This window comes from Lysinibacillus sp. 1 U-2021 (assembly GCF_029916965.1).
Lineage (GTDB): Bacteria > Bacillota > Bacilli > Bacillales_A > Planococcaceae > Lysinibacillus > Lysinibacillus capsici.
On sequence record NZ_CP123966.1, the window covers coordinates 2,173,989 to 2,190,166 of the forward strand.

At 36.4% G+C, this 16,178-nt stretch carries 13 protein-coding genes; 6 read left to right on the top strand and 7 right to left on the bottom strand.

The genetic code is table 11. The annotated features are described in order from the left end of the window. Window positions 1–140: 140 nt before the first annotated feature. From QH639_RS11025 to QH639_RS11055, 7 genes are all read right to left on the bottom strand, one after another. Complete coding sequence (locus QH639_RS11025; RefSeq protein WP_066036515.1) at window positions 141–1,802, bottom strand: hypothetical protein; 1,662 nt, start codon at window positions 1,800–1,802, stop codon at window positions 141–143. A 143-nt stretch (window positions 1,803–1,945) separates the two neighbouring features. Further along, window positions 1,946–2,119, bottom strand: coding sequence for a YjfB family protein (locus QH639_RS11030; RefSeq protein WP_081011007.1), 174 nt, complete (start codon window positions 2,117–2,119; stop codon window positions 1,946–1,948). Between the two features lie 135 nt (window positions 2,120–2,254). Continuing rightward, the gene (yihA, locus tag QH639_RS11035) at window positions 2,255–2,836 is read right to left on the bottom strand and encodes a ribosome biogenesis GTP-binding protein YihA/YsxC (RefSeq protein WP_048395121.1); all 582 of its coding nucleotides are present in this window, start codon (window positions 2,834–2,836) and stop codon (window positions 2,255–2,257) included. A gap of 4 nt (window positions 2,837–2,840) precedes the next feature. Next, window positions 2,841–5,165: an endopeptidase La gene (gene lon / locus QH639_RS11040; RefSeq protein ID WP_281116191.1), complete on the bottom strand. Its 2,325-nt coding sequence runs from the start codon at window positions 5,163–5,165 to the stop codon at window positions 2,841–2,843. A gap of 230 nt (window positions 5,166–5,395) precedes the next feature. Then, the gene (clpX, locus tag QH639_RS11045; RefSeq protein WP_036075657.1) at window positions 5,396–6,667 is read right to left on the bottom strand and encodes an ATP-dependent protease ATP-binding subunit ClpX; all 1,272 of its coding nucleotides are present in this window, start codon (window positions 6,665–6,667) and stop codon (window positions 5,396–5,398) included. 682 nt (window positions 6,668–7,349) lie between these two features. Continuing rightward, on the bottom strand, window positions 7,350–8,639 hold the full coding sequence (tig, locus tag QH639_RS11050) for a trigger factor (RefSeq protein ID WP_048395116.1): 1,290 nt from the start codon (window positions 8,637–8,639) through the stop codon (window positions 7,350–7,352). 118 nt (window positions 8,640–8,757) lie between these two features. Continuing rightward, window positions 8,758–9,741, bottom strand: a complete 984-nt coding sequence (locus QH639_RS11055; protein ID WP_131520466.1) for a tetratricopeptide repeat protein — start codon at window positions 9,739–9,741, stop codon at window positions 8,758–8,760. 214 nt (window positions 9,742–9,955) lie between these two features. Here QH639_RS11055 and QH639_RS11060 point away from each other — a divergent pair, with 214 nt between their 5' ends. From QH639_RS11060 to qoxD, 6 genes are all read left to right on the top strand, one after another. Further along, complete coding sequence (locus tag QH639_RS11060; RefSeq protein WP_103118506.1) at window positions 9,956–10,420, top strand: hypothetical protein; 465 nt, start codon at window positions 9,956–9,958, stop codon at window positions 10,418–10,420. 240 nt (window positions 10,421–10,660) lie between these two features. After that, entirely contained in the window at window positions 10,661–11,503 is an 843-nt protein-coding gene (locus tag QH639_RS11065; RefSeq protein WP_131520465.1) for a DUF2785 domain-containing protein, read from the top strand. A gap of 826 nt (window positions 11,504–12,329) precedes the next feature. Beyond that, window positions 12,330–13,235, top strand: coding sequence for a cytochrome aa3 quinol oxidase subunit II (gene qoxA, locus QH639_RS11070; RefSeq protein WP_131520464.1), 906 nt, complete (start codon window positions 12,330–12,332; stop codon window positions 13,233–13,235). A gap of 61 nt (window positions 13,236–13,296) precedes the next feature. Beyond that, window positions 13,297–15,240 (top strand): cytochrome aa3 quinol oxidase subunit I, encoded by a 1,944-nt coding sequence (gene qoxB / locus QH639_RS11075; RefSeq protein ID WP_048395108.1) that lies wholly within the window; start codon window positions 13,297–13,299, stop codon window positions 15,238–15,240. Between the two features lies 1 nt (window position 15,241). Next, window positions 15,242–15,841, top strand: coding sequence for a cytochrome aa3 quinol oxidase subunit III (qoxC, locus tag QH639_RS11080; protein ID WP_004226587.1), 600 nt, complete (start codon window positions 15,242–15,244; stop codon window positions 15,839–15,841). Further along, window positions 15,841–16,125: a cytochrome aa3 quinol oxidase subunit IV gene (gene qoxD / locus QH639_RS11085; protein ID WP_004226585.1), complete on the top strand. Its 285-nt coding sequence runs from the start codon at window positions 15,841–15,843 to the stop codon at window positions 16,123–16,125. The genes qoxC and qoxD overlap by 1 nt, the downstream gene beginning before the upstream one ends. Window positions 16,126–16,178: the final 53 nt, after the last annotated feature.

The following is a 16,178-nucleotide window of genomic DNA, read 5'->3' on the forward strand; positions in this document are numbered from 1 at the left end:
GCTTGTTTCTAATATAACTAAAAAATCTGCTCGTCTTGCGAATATATACACAATTTAGCCTATTCGAAGTAACTTCTTCATCTTTCGATTATGAAACATATTCGCATGGGACTCGCAGATTTTTTAGTTTAATATTTATGCTAATCTACCAAAATAAAATGAGCTTTAACAAATCGATCTGATAATACAACTAAACGATCAGATGGCTGTAAGTCAGAAGCTTGAATCACCTTACCTGCTTTAATCAGTGTCGCTTGGTCAATATTCATATTAACCATTTCACCCGCTTCATACCAACGACCATTTTGCCATTGACTAACACTCTTGACATTAATGACTGCAGGATACGTAGATTTTACAGACTGTAGTTTCCCTGCAAGCATTAGAGGGGCAACAGGTTTAGCCTTGTCTAAAATATGAAGAGCTTGTACATGGCCTTCCTTCACATAGAAATAACCATAGTCTCCCTCAGATAAGTAAAGTTCAATATCTGGCATGACACTATATGTTTTATTGCCGTCATCTACCATAGCTTTCGTTGTATTACTAACTGACAGTACAGTACGATCTGCTTTCTTGAAAACATTTGATTCAATCTTCATCGCATCGTCAATTTCAATTACATATCCATCTGCTTGAGATAAGCGTCCATAATATAATTCATGACCTGCAAGATTAGGTGACATGAAGCTATCACTTGTAACTTGTATTACTTGGGCATAGTGATCACGAGTAGCACCATCAGCCACGACAAAAGCAGTACCATATGCCATAAGACCAGTAGGTTCAATTAATCGTCCATTTCGAATTAAAATAGTTCCATTATGGAAATACATTGTTCCTGCTGTTTTCAGTTTTAATAGTTGATAATCTGTATCAACAGACAGCATTGGTTCGTAATATGTTCTTTCATTATTTTTTAATACGACAATTTTCTCGATTACTTCCTTACCAAATTGTTTAACGGTCGCATAGTATGCTTCGCTACCTATATAATTTTTCAGCTGACCTTTCTCGACTTTCGTATTCCCAACATAGATTGGTACTTTGGATGTAAAAGGCATAGTTGAAAGATCATTTGTTGTTTGAGAGCCAAATTGCCAGTTTACAAAGGCATGCTGATTTTTCACGGTAAGCTTGTTGGCATTAGGATTGACCGCTTGTATCTCGCCTTTATATAAGTTTTCAACGAGCGTACCTGTTTCACTGATAGCTACCTTTGATATGATTGAGGAAGTTTTATTTTTGAAACTTAATTTAACTCGATCCCCAACGTATAATGCACTAATATCTGTTGCAGAAGAACCTTTTTGATAATTGGTTTCTTTGTTTAAATAGTATGTCGTTTCTGCGCCAACATCTGGTTTTACCATGATAAATAAACCATTTGGATCAATACTCGTGACGACACCAGCAGTTGTTTTACCGTTACTGCTTCCTGTTGATGGTACATTTGTTTCTGTTGGTGTATGAGAGGTACCGCGAAGTTCAACAACACTTCTAAGAGAAATTTCAGCCTCGACTTCCATCCCCATCTTAAAACCCTCAATCGTTGTAGACGTATTATTAATATATAATCTAGTATTTTTATTAATATTAAACGTTACTGTTCGTCCACGATCATTTTCCAATGTAATTTTACTAAGTTGCTTTTCTATCGTACCATCAGGCTTCGTATATTCTGAAAACGTTACATCAACAAATGTCCCTGTCACTAGTTGGGCTGCTTTAGCAGATTGATTAAAGGAAAAACCAACTATCATCAGTAACGTAATCATCAGTATGTATAAATATTTTTTCAAAAAACCTGCCTCCTTACTAATTATTAGTATATCGTATTATTGGTAGTTTTTCTTATTCGAAAAGTTACATTTTAGGCCTTCTTGAATTTATTTCTAAAAACAAAAGTTGAGGTAGCTTTTAACTTCAAGCTACCTTGCCTACTTCATACTTGAATATCAATTGTATGTCCGGCTGTTGGATGTGGAGCATCTAACATTTCAACTAACTGTTCTGTATTTTGCTGTTGCATTTCCATTGCCTGTTTCGTAACAGCTAAAGATACATTTTGCATAAGTGTTGCTTGGTTCATTGCCATCGATAAAGCTGCGATATCCATCTAGTCCACCTCCTATCTAATTTATCGGACAAATAGTTTCATCATCAAGTATTTTCCCTAATTTTCTACACCACTCGATTGAAAATACAAAAACATCTATTGTCCTAACGGTTTAGATACAATAGATGTTTTTTATTACATTTTATTTTCGATTGTTTTCCAAGCTTCCTCAAAGCCAAGACCCGTTTCTGATGAGAAGACAATAAGTGAATCACTTTTTTCCATCTCCAGTGTCTCTTTGACAATTTTCTTATGTTTATCCCACTTACCTTTTGGAATTTTATCTGCCTTTGTTGCGATGACAATGCAAGGAATATTGTAATGCTTTAAAAAATCATACATCATACGATCATCAGCTGTCGGAGGATGTCGCAAATCTATAATTTGTACGACTGCTTTTAACTCCTGGCGTCCTGTAAAATAGCGCTCGATCATTTTTCCCCATGCCTCACGCTCTGTTTTAGAAACCTTTGCATAACCATACCCTGGAACATCTACAAAAAATAGCTGTTCTTCAATCTTATAAAAGTTAAGGGTTTGTGTTTTACCAGGCTTAGATGAAATACGTGCTAAAGCTTTACGTCCGATCATTCGATTTATGAAGGAAGACTTTCCTACATTGGAACGACCTGCTAATGCAAATTCTGGCAGTCCATCTTCTGGATATTGGTCTGGTCGTACCGCACTAATGACCATTTCGACATTATGGACTTTCATTTTTTTAAAAACCTCCGTCCAGCGCATAGGCTAAAACTTCATCAGCCGATGTCACTAGTTTAAATGTTAGTTGCTCACGTACACTATCAGGAATATCCTCTATATCGCGTTCATTATCCTTTGGACAAATGATTGTCGTTAATCCTGCACGGTGAGCGCTTAATGTTTTTTCTTTTAAGCCGCCGATTGGCAATACACGGCCACGCAAGGTAATCTCACCTGTCATACCTACCTCGCGGCGAATCGGGCGATGTAAAATAGCCGAAACGATAGCTGTTGCCATTGTAATACCAGCTGAAGGTCCATCTTTAGGTACTGCACCCTCTGGCACATGGATATGAATATCATGTGTATCAAAAAATTCAGCATCCACATTAAGGTGTTCCATCTTCGTACGAACATAGGATAAGGCTGTTTGAGCAGATTCCTTCATTACCTCACCAAGCTTACCAGTTAGTTGTAACTTCCCTTTACCTGGTGTTAAAGAAACTTCAATTTGTAATGTATCTCCACCAACTGTTGTATAAGCAAGTCCAGTAGCGACACCCACTTGATTTTCCTTTTCAGCCTGTCCATAGCGGAAACGATGTTTACCAAGTAAATCTTGTAATGATTTTGAGCTAACCGTTACGCGTTTTTTCTCACCAGATACAATTACTTTGGCAATTTTACGGCAAAGCGTAGCAATTTGTCGTTCTAAACCGCGAACTCCTGCTTCCCGAGTATAATAACGTATAATATCAGTGACTGCTTCATCTTTGATTACCACTTGCGTTTTTTTCAAGCCATGCTCTTTAAGCTGCTTTGGTATAAGATGATTTTTTGTAATTTGAGCTTTCTCGATTTCAGTATAGCCTGCAATAGATATTACTTCCATACGATCTAATAATGGTCCTGGGATGCTACTTAAATCATTGGCAGTCGCAATAAATAACACATTAGATAGATCATATGGTTCCTCAATATAATGATCACTAAATGTATTATTTTGTGCAGGGTCTAAAACTTCAAGCATTGCTGCTGCAGGGTCACCTCTAAAATCATTCGACATTTTATCGATTTCATCTAATAAAAATACTGGATTAATGGTACCTGCTTTTTTCATTCCTTGAATAATACGTCCTGGCATTGCACCAACATACGTACGTCGATGTCCGCGAATTTCCGATTCATCTCGAACACCACCTAAAGAAATACGAATAAATTTTCGATCTAAACTTTCGGCAATGGAGCGAGCTAATGATGTTTTACCAACACCTGGAGGCCCTGCTAAGCATAAAATAGGTCCTCGCAGTGAATTTTTCAGCTGACGTACTGCTAAATATTCTAGAACACGTTCTTTGACTTTTTCTAATCCATCATGATCTCGGTTTAAAATATTTTCAGCATGGGCAATATTCATGCGATCCTCTGTAGCATTTGTCCACGGTAATGAAATAAGCCAATCAATATAATTGCGAATAACACCGCTCTCAGCACTAGCTCCAGGTATTTTTTCATAGCGATCTAATTCTTTCAGTGCTGCTTCCTTTGTTGTTTCTGGCATACCAGCTTCGTCGATACGCTTCCGTAATTCTGCAACTTCTCCAGTTTTCCCTTCGCGATCTCCCAGCTCCGTTTGGATAGCTTTCATTTGCTCACGTAAATAATATTCCTTTTGTGTACGCTCCATTGACTGCTTTACTTTGGAATTAATCTTCTTTTCTAGATCCAATACTTCCTGTTCATCATGCAAGCGAATAATTAAATGATCTAGTCGTTTTTTAACGCTTAGCATTTCCAAAACTTCTTGTTTGTCGGCAATTTTAAACGGCAAATGAGAAGCAATAATATCAGCTAAACGGCCAGGCTCTTCAATATCCGTTACAGTATTGATCGTCTCAGTTGTAATTTTATTGGAGGATTTTGCATATTTTTCAAAATACGTCAACAATGTCCGCATCAATGCTTGTGTTTCTACATCTTTTTCTGTTGACTCCTCTTTAATTTCTATATCGACAACCGTATACTTCTCTAACGCACGATAGCTTTTCCACGTTGCACGAGCAACTCCTTCTACAAGGATACGTAACGTGCCATTTGGTAATTTAAGCATTTGTTTGACATAAGCAATTGTACCAACTGAATACAAATCTTGCTCTTCAGGTTGTTCATCGTGCATTTCTTTTTGTGTTACCAATAAAATCATTTGGTCCTCTAACATTGCCTGCTCAAGCGCCGCTACAGAACGATTTCTACCCACATCAATATGTAACACCATCGATGGGAATACTAAAAGTCCACGCAAAGGCAATAATGGTACATTTGTTGTTTTTTGTATTGTCACCATGCGGGCATTCACCTCCGTCAAAATTTTCATGTTAACATCCCGCGCTACTAGTATGTGTTTAAAAAGTTGATTCACACTAGATATTGAAGCGAGCCAAAAATTTCTTCAAGTTACAGCTGGCTTTATGTAGGAATGAATAAAAAGCTGACTGTCGATATGTGCGAATATTGCACAATCGAAGTCAGCTAATTACTCTCTATCTCACAACGGTAGACAGCCACGTCTATTCATTATGCTGAAGTTTTAGTGTCGCTACCTTCATCGAGTTCAGTGCCATCTTCAAGAAGCAATTTCGGTTTTTCTTTATCCGTAATTGTTTTTGCTGTAATGATACATTTTTTCACGTCTTCACGTGAAGGTAATTCGTACATTACATCAAGCATTGTTGACTCAATAATTGAACGAAGACCACGCGCACCTGTTTTACGTTCAATTGCTTCCTTAGCAATTGCCACAAGAGCATCTTCATCAAATTCAAGCTCAACGCCATCTAATTCAAGCATTTTTTGATATTGCTTGGCTAGTGCATTTTTCGGCTCTGTTAAAATTTGTACTAGTGCTGCTTCGTTTAATTGCTCCAGACTCGCAAGTACAGGTAATCGACCAATGAACTCTGGTATTAAACCAAATTTCAATAAATCCTCAGGAATCAGCTTGGACATGATAGAACCTTCATCTACATCTACTTTATTCGGATCTGAACCGAATCCTATTACTTTTTCACCCTGACGTCGTTTAATGATGGTTTCAATACCATCAAATGCACCGCCAACAATGAAAAGAATATTGGTTGTATCGATCTGTAAGAATTCTTGATGAGGATGTTTTCGTCCTCCTTGTGGTGGAACACTTGCAACTGTTCCTTCAAGAATTTTTAGGAGTGCCTGCTGAACACCTTCGCCGGAAACATCTCGTGTAATAGATGGATTTTCCGACTTACGTGCAACCTTGTCAATTTCATCAATATAGATAATCCCTTTTTCAGCGCGTTCGATATCATAATCAGCTGATTGGATTAACTTTAATAAAATATTTTCAACGTCCTCACCAACATAACCTGCTTCAGTTAAGGAGGTAGCATCCGCAATAGCGAATGGAACATTTAAAATACGTGCTAACGTTTGAGCTAATAAAGTTTTACCGCTACCAGTTGGGCCGATTAACACAATGTTCGATTTTGCTAATTCAATATCATCAATTTTACTATTCGTATTGATACGTTTATAGTGATTGTAAACTGCGACTGCCAATGCTTTTTTAGCACGCTCTTGTCCAATTACATACTCATCTAAAATCGTTAAGATTTCTTTCGGTTTTGGAATATCTTGGAATTCGATTTCCTCTTCTACACCAAGTTCCTCTACAACGATCTCTGAACAAAGCTCGATACATTCATCACAAATATAAACACCTGGACCTGCAACTAATTTACGCACTTGTTCTTGTGGTTTTCCACAAAATGAGCATTTTAAATTGCCTTTTTCATCATTAAATTTGAACAATATGTTTCACCCCTATTCAAGCAACAATCTTACAAGATTATTGAACCTTTATCAAATAAATTGTCTGCATCATTTACGCCTCAGTAATTATGCATGTGTAGATTATAACGCATCGTCATGTACTTTACTTCATTTGTCTTTCGAAGCATGCTATAGGAACCTGCTTACTTCGCCACCTTATACTGCTATAAAGTTACATTTATTCACTTCCGACACACTACAAACTACTGATCTCTATTTATAAAATCTACTACATTCATCAACCAAGGGTATATCAATCAAAAAATAAATTTTATATAGTTAGAACCTTTCTGAATGAAGTTAAGTTTAGCATCGTATCAATTTCGCCTTGACTCTAATAGCGTCCGGACTTCCAACAAATCCTTGACGCCTGCCAGCAGGCACTATCTTCATCCAGTCGTGGTTTAAACACACACTAAAAAGGTTAAAAGGCTTACAGCTCGCCATCTATGTGAGATGGGAGTTTTTTGTACCTAACATTATACTTTGGATACAAAAACATCTGCTGAATGAAGATAAAAACTAAAACAATACTATGTATAAGTGAAGTATAAAGTGAATTAAATGTTAAGGGGACTGATTGCTAAGAGTTTATGTGATAAAACAAGGCACGGATGAATGCCGTACCTTGTTTTTTTGGGCTATCTAATTACACAAAATCTTATTCAGTAATTTTAGCGTTTTCTACTAAAAATTCAACTGTTTTTTGGATTTTGATGTCGTTTTCAAGTACTGCTGTTCCACCTAAAGCACTTGTGATTTGATCTTTTGTCATGTTAAATTGAGCAGCCATTTTTTCTAATTCTGCTTCAATATCAGCTTCAGATGCTTCAATTTTTTCAGCTTCAGCGATTGCTTCAAGTGTTAATGATACACGCACACGGCTTTCAGCTTCTTCTTTCATTTGGCCACGTAAGTCTTCTTCTGATTGACCAGAGAATTGGTAGTAAAGGTCTAGGTTCATACCTTGCATTTGTAAACGTTGACCAAATTCTTGTAACATACGATCAGTTTCAGAGTTGATCATACCTGCTGGTACTTCAAAATCAGCATTTTCAGCTGCTTTTTCTACAAGCTCATCACGAAGAGCTGCATCTGATTCTGTTTCCTTTTGAGCTGCAGTTTGTTCTTTAATTTTAGCGCGTAAAGCTTCAACGCCTTCAACTTCTGGATCTAATTCTTTTGCAAATTCATCATTTAACTCAGGAAGAACTTTTGTTTTAACTTCTTTCACTGTTACTTTGAAAGTAGCTTCTTTACCAGCTAATTCAGCTGCATGATATTCTTCTGGGAATGTAACAACAACATCTTTCGATTCGCCAGCTTTAACACCAACTAGTTGCTCTTCAAAACCTGGAATGAATGAACCTGAACCGATTTCTAGTGGATAGTCTTCACCTTTACCACCTTCAAAAGCTTCTTCACCAACGAAACCTTCGAAGTCGATTACAGCTGTATCACCTTCTACGATTGCTTCGTCTTCTTTGATTTCAAGCTCTGCTTTACGAGCTAATTGATCTTGAATTTGTGCATCTACTTCTTCATCCGTTACTTCTACTGGAAGTTTAGATACTTCTAGACCTTTATAGTCTCCTAGCTTTGGTTCTGGTTTCACTGTTACTTGTGCAGTGAATGTGAAATCTTGGCCGTGTACAAAATTTTCTGTACCAGCGATTTCTGGGTAATCAACTGGCATAATTCCAGCTTCATCAATTGCTTTTGCATAAGATTCAGGAACGATGATTTCTAATGCATCTTGGTATAGAGATTCGATACCAAAACGTTGTTCAAACATTTTACGAGGCATTTTACCTTTACGGAAACCTGGTACGTTAATTTGTTTTACAACTTTTTTGAACGCTTGGTCCATTGCTGCGTCGATTTCTGCAGCAGGTACTTCGATTGTAAGAGTACCGATATTACCTTCTTGTTTTTCCCATTTTGCTGACATGTATAAATACCTCCAAATAAATAATCAAGTTTAGATGTTAGACAATTCATTCGTAACTACGATTTTGACAACCATTTTAGTATAACATAGATGTGTATAGTTTCAACTTATTTCATACCTAATGTAGTTCTGTTAGCTTTTCTAACATTTGTAAAAAGTCAATGATTTCATAGTCCATTTCTTGTATATTTCCAAGCATTGCTAAGACAAAATCAATATAACTATAGGCAACATCATCTGCTTCGAACGGGTGCCATTCAAATGGATACGTTACAATGGCATGCTTTGCCATTAAATATTGTACCATTTCTAACGTTGATGGGTCTTGCTCTAGCTTCACTTCTAGTATATTTTTTATTTTTCCATACTGCGGTAGCTGGTTAGGCAATACTAATTCAGTAGGATTAACAATTTTAGTTTGATTAAATTTGGACACTATAACATTTATAGCTACTTCTTGTTCTACTAATAATATGAGTGCTAGACTCTGGACAAACGGATGGATCGTCGAACATTCAATAATTTCTTTCAATGGCTCTTTTAATTGTCTTACATTTGTATCCATAAGTCGATGTAAGCGAATGGATTGCTCATTCGGACTAAGTGTCCTGAATTTTTCAAGGTCATATTCCTGTTCTTCTATTAAACGTTGTGCATTTTCCTTTTTTTCTAGATTTTTAGACACTTCACTATTCAAATTTTTTAAGCGTTCAAATTTTTCAATTTGATCCAGAGGCAAAACATTTTCTTCAAGTAGGGTTGTAATTAATGACTCTACTTGATGATATTCTTTTAACTGCATGCATACGGTAATGTACAATTCCATGATTTCTACATAAAATGACGTACCCAATGAAAATAATTGCTCACAAATATTCTTTGTCTTGCTATAGTCCTTCAATTCATACAAAGCAAAAGCATAGGCACTAAGAGCAAGTTCATCTCCATCTTCGTACATAAATGCCTTTTCAAAACTCGCCACCGCTTTTTCATACTGAAAATTTTCAGCAAACATATGTCCTTCACGTATTAAAGTTTGGACAGCGCCCGGAAAAACAACAACATTGTCATGTTTAATGACATGACGCTTTCTTTTTGTCATTTTTCTCACCTCATTGTTCTAATTTTTCATTTCTGCTATTTACTAAAAAATCCACAAGTTTCTTGTTTTTAACAAAAAATCATTGCTTTTGCATTCATATTTTGTAATAAATTGTATTATAATTAGAATAGTCTAAAATTTACTACAATTCGCAGACGCTCCCCCTTTGTTGTCTGCATCAAGAAAATCAAGTTCTTAACAAGGAGTGGAATCCATGCAATTACTTGATACAATTACAGAATTTGATCATTGTATCTCATCTGCATTCGAGGCATTATCGATTAAAGTCATTTCAATTTCTACAACGGACGGCCCTTTTCAAGATAAGCCGATAGAATTTGAACTTTTAACACGCACCAAAATTGATGTCTACACACAAGAAGCCAGCACCTATATTTTAAAAATTCAAGGGTGTATTCCTGGATCTATTGCACTTGGTCATCAAAATGAGTCTCTTTCCATTATTCCTCAAAAAGTAAACATTGAATGTAACTACAAGCTGTTACATGTTGATAAAAAAGATATGCAGCAGATTTTACAGCATCCTGAACCAAATCGTCACTATAGTGAATGGCTCATTGATGCAATCAAAAATGCTAATATTCTTGTCGAGTTAAAGACGAATCAACACACGCTCACTGAATGGCCAATTGGCATTAAATCAGCAGTCATTATTTAGCAGACAAAGACATACTTAAATAGGTATGTCTTTTTTATTGTTCACATTTTAGTTTTACCATTTTATTGCGTTTCTATCATAACAACTTTCTATAGTTTCTGGAAATAATATTGTAAAAATTATGTTTTAAAGAGGACATTCTAACTGTGCTTAATTAAAATGAAGGTTTCAAATTTATCCCTTCGAAATGAAATGGCGCTATAATATATAGTACAAAAATAAGTTGGGGGCTTTTCTAACATGGATATTAAAGAAACATTACAGTCTTTTTCTACAATGACACTGTCTGAGCGTCAGACATTTATGTTCCAGCATAGTGATTGGCTATTACAGGAGATGTTAGCCCATATTGGCTCAGTTGATGCCGAATTACGAGACCACCTCATTTATCGCACCTTTGTTGATTTACTAAGTGATAATTTATTGAGTTCTCAACAACTTCAATATTTGTTTGATACAGTTACGGGTGAGGATTTTTTATATTTACATATCGGAGATAAAACAGAGGATAGTGTCTTTACTCGTTCGTTTTCCGCATTACTAGTTGCAGGTCTTCTTGCAAAGGACGCTGAATTACTCGTTTTAAGAGATGAAGACCTACAATTGTTCTTTAAAAAAATTGGCCGTTATTTGTTATTAGAACAGGATACGAGAGGATATGTTCAGGAAAAAGGATGGGCACACAGTATTGCACATGGTGCAGATTTAGCTACAACAACAATAAAACATCCAAAATTCGATTTACGGTATGCACCATCCATTTTACATGCATTAAAACTTGTCACTTGGAAAGAAACAGTCTTTGTTAACGATGAAGAGGAACGTTTAATTAATATAGTGGATGCATTATTGCTTCAAAATTACTCAGAGGAAGCACTGATCGAATTTGTTGAGCAGGCTTTTGATAAATTTGAAATGCATTTAATGACACAAGGTTATAATGAGCTCTTCTTTAGTGGAAGAACTTGTACCTTAAACTTTATGAAAACACTATATTTTTCTTTGAAAATGAATAATAAAGCGCCACAGCTTCAAAATACGATTTATGGACAAGTAGCCAAATGGCTGAAGCTTGGTGATTGACAGGTAATTTTAAAAATGCTGAATTACACCGCTTAATTCTTGATAACATAAATTTTTTCTAAAATACTAGCAAACTAAGAGCTGGCTTAGTTTGCTTTTTACTTTTCAAATAAAACAAATGAAGTAAAAATATGGATATTAAAGAAAACCTATTATTATATTAACATAATTAATATTTCGCTCCATTTATTCCCTCCCCACTCATTCCTTTCATTGAAAATTCAACCTATTGTTTCCATAAAACGTCATTGCATCTACTCCTTTTTTGGATAAAAGGCAAATAAAAAATCCCAATAGGTCTGGTATGACAATGATTTTATTACAAAACAGCGTCTAAAATGTGAAATACCATTTTTCACATTTTAAATTATTTACTTAGGTAAACATCAGGAATGCAGTATTTTCAACGTTTCCACAGTGTTTAATAAATAAAACCTATAAATACCAATACTAAAATAACGATTTTTGTTCAAAAAATGTTCAAATTCACTACCGCTATACTATCATTTTCATAACAAAATTATGTTTTTTCTTAAAAACAGGGCGTATAATCCAATGTGCAAACAACGAGAGATTGTGACAATCGTAGGTAACCAAGTATGTATTTAAACGATTGCGCAAATCATTGATTTTGCTAACGCTTGCATCAGATCAATCAACACTAGATTTTATGTTTCATATTGAACCATGCCATTGTAATTTCTTATGTTGTTGATTGATACGCCAAGATAAAAGAGGTGACCTCAGTATCAACTATTTGTAAATGTGACACTGACAAAAAACACATGAATTTTATGAATAGCCGTTCTATAGAAAGGAGTCAAACATGAAGAAAAAATTAAGTTTAATGTTAGTAGCATTGAGTGCGATTGCTCTTCTTGCTGGATGTGAACCATTAACAGTGTTCAATCCAAAGGGACCTAATGCTGAAACATTATCAAACACAATTATCTTATCCATTATTACAATGGCCTTTATATTGCTAGTCGTGTATGTGCTTTTAGCCTTTATGCTTACAAAATATCGCGCATCAAAAGCAGCTGCAGATTATGAGCCTCCTCATGAAGAAGGAAGCCATCTGCTTGAAATTACATGGACAGTAATTCCAATTATTATCGTAGCATTTTTAGCTGTTGTGACAGTAAGAACAACATCTACAGTAGAAGCTCAACCAGCAGGTTATGACGATAAGGAGCCTTTAGTGATTTATGCATCATCATCAAACTGGAAATGGCACTTTAGTTATCCAGAAGAAGGTGTTGAAACAGTTAACTATGTAAACATTCCAGTGGATCGTCCAATCGAATTTAAGCTTTACTCATTTGGTCCAATTACTAGTTTCTGGATTCCTCAATTAGCAGGTCAAAAATATGCTATGAGTGATATGTTAACAACCATTCACCTTGCAGCAGATGAAGTTGGTTCATTTATGGGACGTAACTCTAACTTTAATGGACGTGGCTTTGCAGAAATGGAATTTGAAGCACAATCTATGACACAAGAAGACTTCGATAAATGGGTTGCTGATGTTAAAGCGAAAGAGGCACCATTAACAGAAGAAAAATTTGATGAGCTGTTAGAGGCAGAACATGTTGGTCGCCAAAGCTTCTCATCTACACACTTAGACTTTAGACCAGCTCCAATGGAACATGGTAAACACATGAATATGGATGAAATGGATCATGGGGATATGTCTGAAGAAGACACGAATAATGAACATTCTGGTCATTAATTTGATTTTATCGTTGAACGAATCGAGACATTAATTTTTAATTCTGAAAGGAGCGCATCCAATGAGTATGGAAGAATTATTCCATCCAATGCAAGAACCGATGATTTTAGCGGCAGCTATTAGTATCGTAGTTGGTGCAGTGGTTATCGTAGCAGGCCTTACTTATTTCAAAAAATGGGGCTATTTCTACAAAAACTGGCTATCAACTGTTGACCATAAAAAAATCGGGATTATGTATATCGCAGTAGCTTTATTAATGCTATTCCGCGGTGGTATCGATGCACTATTAATGCGTGCACAAACAGCCGTTCCAGATAACGGACTTCTTGATGCACAACACTATAATGAAATTTTCACAACACACGGTTTATTAATGATTCTATTTATGGCGATGCCATTTGTTATCGGCTTAATGAACATTGTCATTCCACTTCAAATCGGTGCACGTGACGTTGCTTTCCCACGTCTAAACGCTGTCAGCTTCTGGCTATTTGCAGCAGGTGCTGGTTTATTAAACTTATCATTCATTATCGGTGGTTCACCAGACGCTGGTTGGACAGCCTACTTCCCTCTTGCAAGTACGGATTTTAGTCCGACTGTAGGGAATAACTATTATTCTTTAGCCCTTCAATTGTCAGGTATTGGTACTTTAATGACAGGTGTTAACTTTATCACGACGATCATTAAAATGCGTGCACCTGGTATGACATTAATGAAAATGCCAATGTTTTCTTGGTCCATTTTAATTACAAACATTATTATCGTATTCGCGTTCCCAGTATTAACTGTAGCGCTTGCTCTTATGATGTTTGACCGTCAATTCGGGACAAAATTCTTTGCGATGCAAGACGGTGGTATGGATATGCTTTGGGCCAACCTTTTCTGGGTTTGGGGACATCCTGAGGTTTATATCGTTATCCTACCTGCTTTCGGTATTTTTTCAGAAATCATCGCAACATTCGCACGTAAAAACTTATACGGTTACAAATCAATGGTGATGAGTATGGTGGTCATTTCCCTACTATCATTCGTAGTTTGGGCCCACCACTTCTATACAATGGGTCATGGTGTAATGGTAAACAGTGTTTTCTCAATTACAACAATGGCAATCGCAGTTCCTACTGGGGTTAAAATATTTAACTGGCTACTCACAATGAGGCACGGGAAAATTCAATTTACAACACCGATGCTTTATGCACTTGGCTTTATTCCTATCTTCACAATTGGTGGGGTTACAGGGGTAATGCTAGCGATGGCAAGTGCTGACTACCAATATCATAATACGATGTTCTTAGTTGCCCACTTCCACTATGTATTAATTCCAGGTACAGTATTTGGTGTCCTTGCAGGTTACCACTACTGGTGGCCAAAAATGTTCGGTTTCCGTCTAAATGAAAAATTAGGGAAAGCTGGTTTCTGGTTCATTGCCATCAGCTTCAACGTAACGTTCTTCCCACTATTCATTTTAGGTTTAGATGGATATGCTCGTCGTATGTACACTTATTCTGAGTCTACTGGTTATGGTCCATTGAACATGTTATCGTTCGTCGGTGCTCTAGGACTTGCAGTCGGCTTTGCATTAATCGTCTACAATATTTACTACAGCTGGAAGCATATGCCTCGTAATGAAAAGGCAGATGTTTGGGATGGTCGTACACTTGAGTGGGCTACTCATTCTCCAGTACCAGAATATAACTTTGCCGTAGTGCCTACCGTTACTCGCTTAGATGAGTTCTGGTTCGCGAAAAAAGAAGGTCGCGATATTACGGCAGGTACAATCGAAAAAATTCACATGCCAAATAATACAGGCACACCATTCTGGATGAGTGGATTCTTCTTCCTTGCAGCATTCTTCGCTGTATTTAATCTATGGATTCCAGCCATCATCAGTATGCTTGGTGTATTTGGCTTCATGATCCATCGTTCATTTGAAAAAGATCATGGTCGTTACATTTCAGTTGAGGAAGTAATGGCAACTGAGAAAAGCTTGAGAGGTGATAAATAATATGAAAATCGATTCTTCACTTCCATTAGAATATAGTACAGAGGAAAACCGTCTAAAAATCTTTGGTTTTTGGATTTTCCTTGGCGCCGAAATCGTGTTATTTGCCACTTTATTTACTGTGTATTTCACACTTCATACACGCACAGGTAGTGGACCAAATGGTGCTGAGATTTTCGAATTAACTCCAGTTCTATGGGAAACATTCTTATTATTAACAAGTAGTTTCACCATTGGTCTTGGTGTTCATGCAATGCGTATTGGTCGTAAAAAAGCGATGATGACATTCTTTATCATCACGCTATTACTAGGCCTTGGCTTCTTAGCTATTGAGATTGATGAATTTGTCACATATGTACACGAAGGTGCGACGATTCAAACAAGCGCTTTCTTATCGTCCTTAATGACTTTACTTGGAACGCACGGTGCCCACGTAACATTCGGTTTCTTCTGGGGCGTAGCTATTTTAATCCAAGTAGCGAAACGTGGCTTAAACCCACAAACGGCTAATAAAGCGTTTATCTTCTCACTGTACTGGCATTTCCTAGACGTTGTTTGGATTTTCATCTTCAGCTTCGTCTACTTGAAAGGACTGATTAGCTGATGAAGGAATTATTCCCAAAACAACATGTGATGGGCTTCGGCTTCTCACTATTACTAACAATCGTAGCTTTAGCAGTTGTAAAATTTGATATGTCTCTTAATATGGCATTTGGAATTTTACTAGTAACTGCTCTTGCACAGGCAACTGTACAATTAGTATTATTCATGCACATCGGTGAATCTGAAGATAAAAAAACGTTATATACAACAATTTTATACTCAGTATTCGTAGGTGTTGTGACAATCATCGGTACATTATTTGCTATGATCTGGGGTTATAATTGATCCATTACACTATTGTGTAAGCAAAAGGCTGTCTGAACTTATCGTCCTTGTAC

What these genes read in the sequence shown, in the direction of transcription:
- QH639_RS11065 (WP_131520465.1), top strand. Translation starts at nt 10,661, where the DNA reads ATGGATATTAAAGAAACATTACAGTCTTTTTCTACAATGACACTGTCT.
- QH639_RS11030 (WP_081011007.1), bottom strand. Translation starts at nt 2,119, where the DNA reads ATGGATATCGCAGCTTTATCGATGGCAATGAACCAAGCAACACTTATG.
- tig (WP_048395116.1), bottom strand. Translation starts at nt 8,639, where the DNA reads ATGTCAGCAAAATGGGAAAAACAAGAAGGTAATATCGGTACTCTTACA.
- QH639_RS11055 (WP_131520466.1), bottom strand. Translation starts at nt 9,741, where the DNA reads ATGACAAAAAGAAAGCGTCATGTCATTAAACATGACAATGTTGTTGTT.
- qoxA (WP_131520464.1), top strand. Translation starts at nt 12,330, where the DNA reads ATGAAGAAAAAATTAAGTTTAATGTTAGTAGCATTGAGTGCGATTGCT.
- qoxC (WP_004226587.1), top strand. Translation starts at nt 15,242, where the DNA reads ATGAAAATCGATTCTTCACTTCCATTAGAATATAGTACAGAGGAAAAC.
- lon (WP_281116191.1), bottom strand. Translation starts at nt 5,165, where the DNA reads ATGGTGACAATACAAAAAACAACAAATGTACCATTATTGCCTTTGCGT.
- QH639_RS11060 (WP_103118506.1), top strand. Translation starts at nt 9,956, where the DNA reads ATGCAATTACTTGATACAATTACAGAATTTGATCATTGTATCTCATCT.
- qoxB (WP_048395108.1), top strand. Translation starts at nt 13,297, where the DNA reads ATGAGTATGGAAGAATTATTCCATCCAATGCAAGAACCGATGATTTTA.
- qoxD (WP_004226585.1), top strand. Translation starts at nt 15,841, where the DNA reads ATGAAGGAATTATTCCCAAAACAACATGTGATGGGCTTCGGCTTCTCA.
- yihA (WP_048395121.1), bottom strand. Translation starts at nt 2,836, where the DNA reads ATGAAAGTCCATAATGTCGAAATGGTCATTAGTGCGGTACGACCAGAC.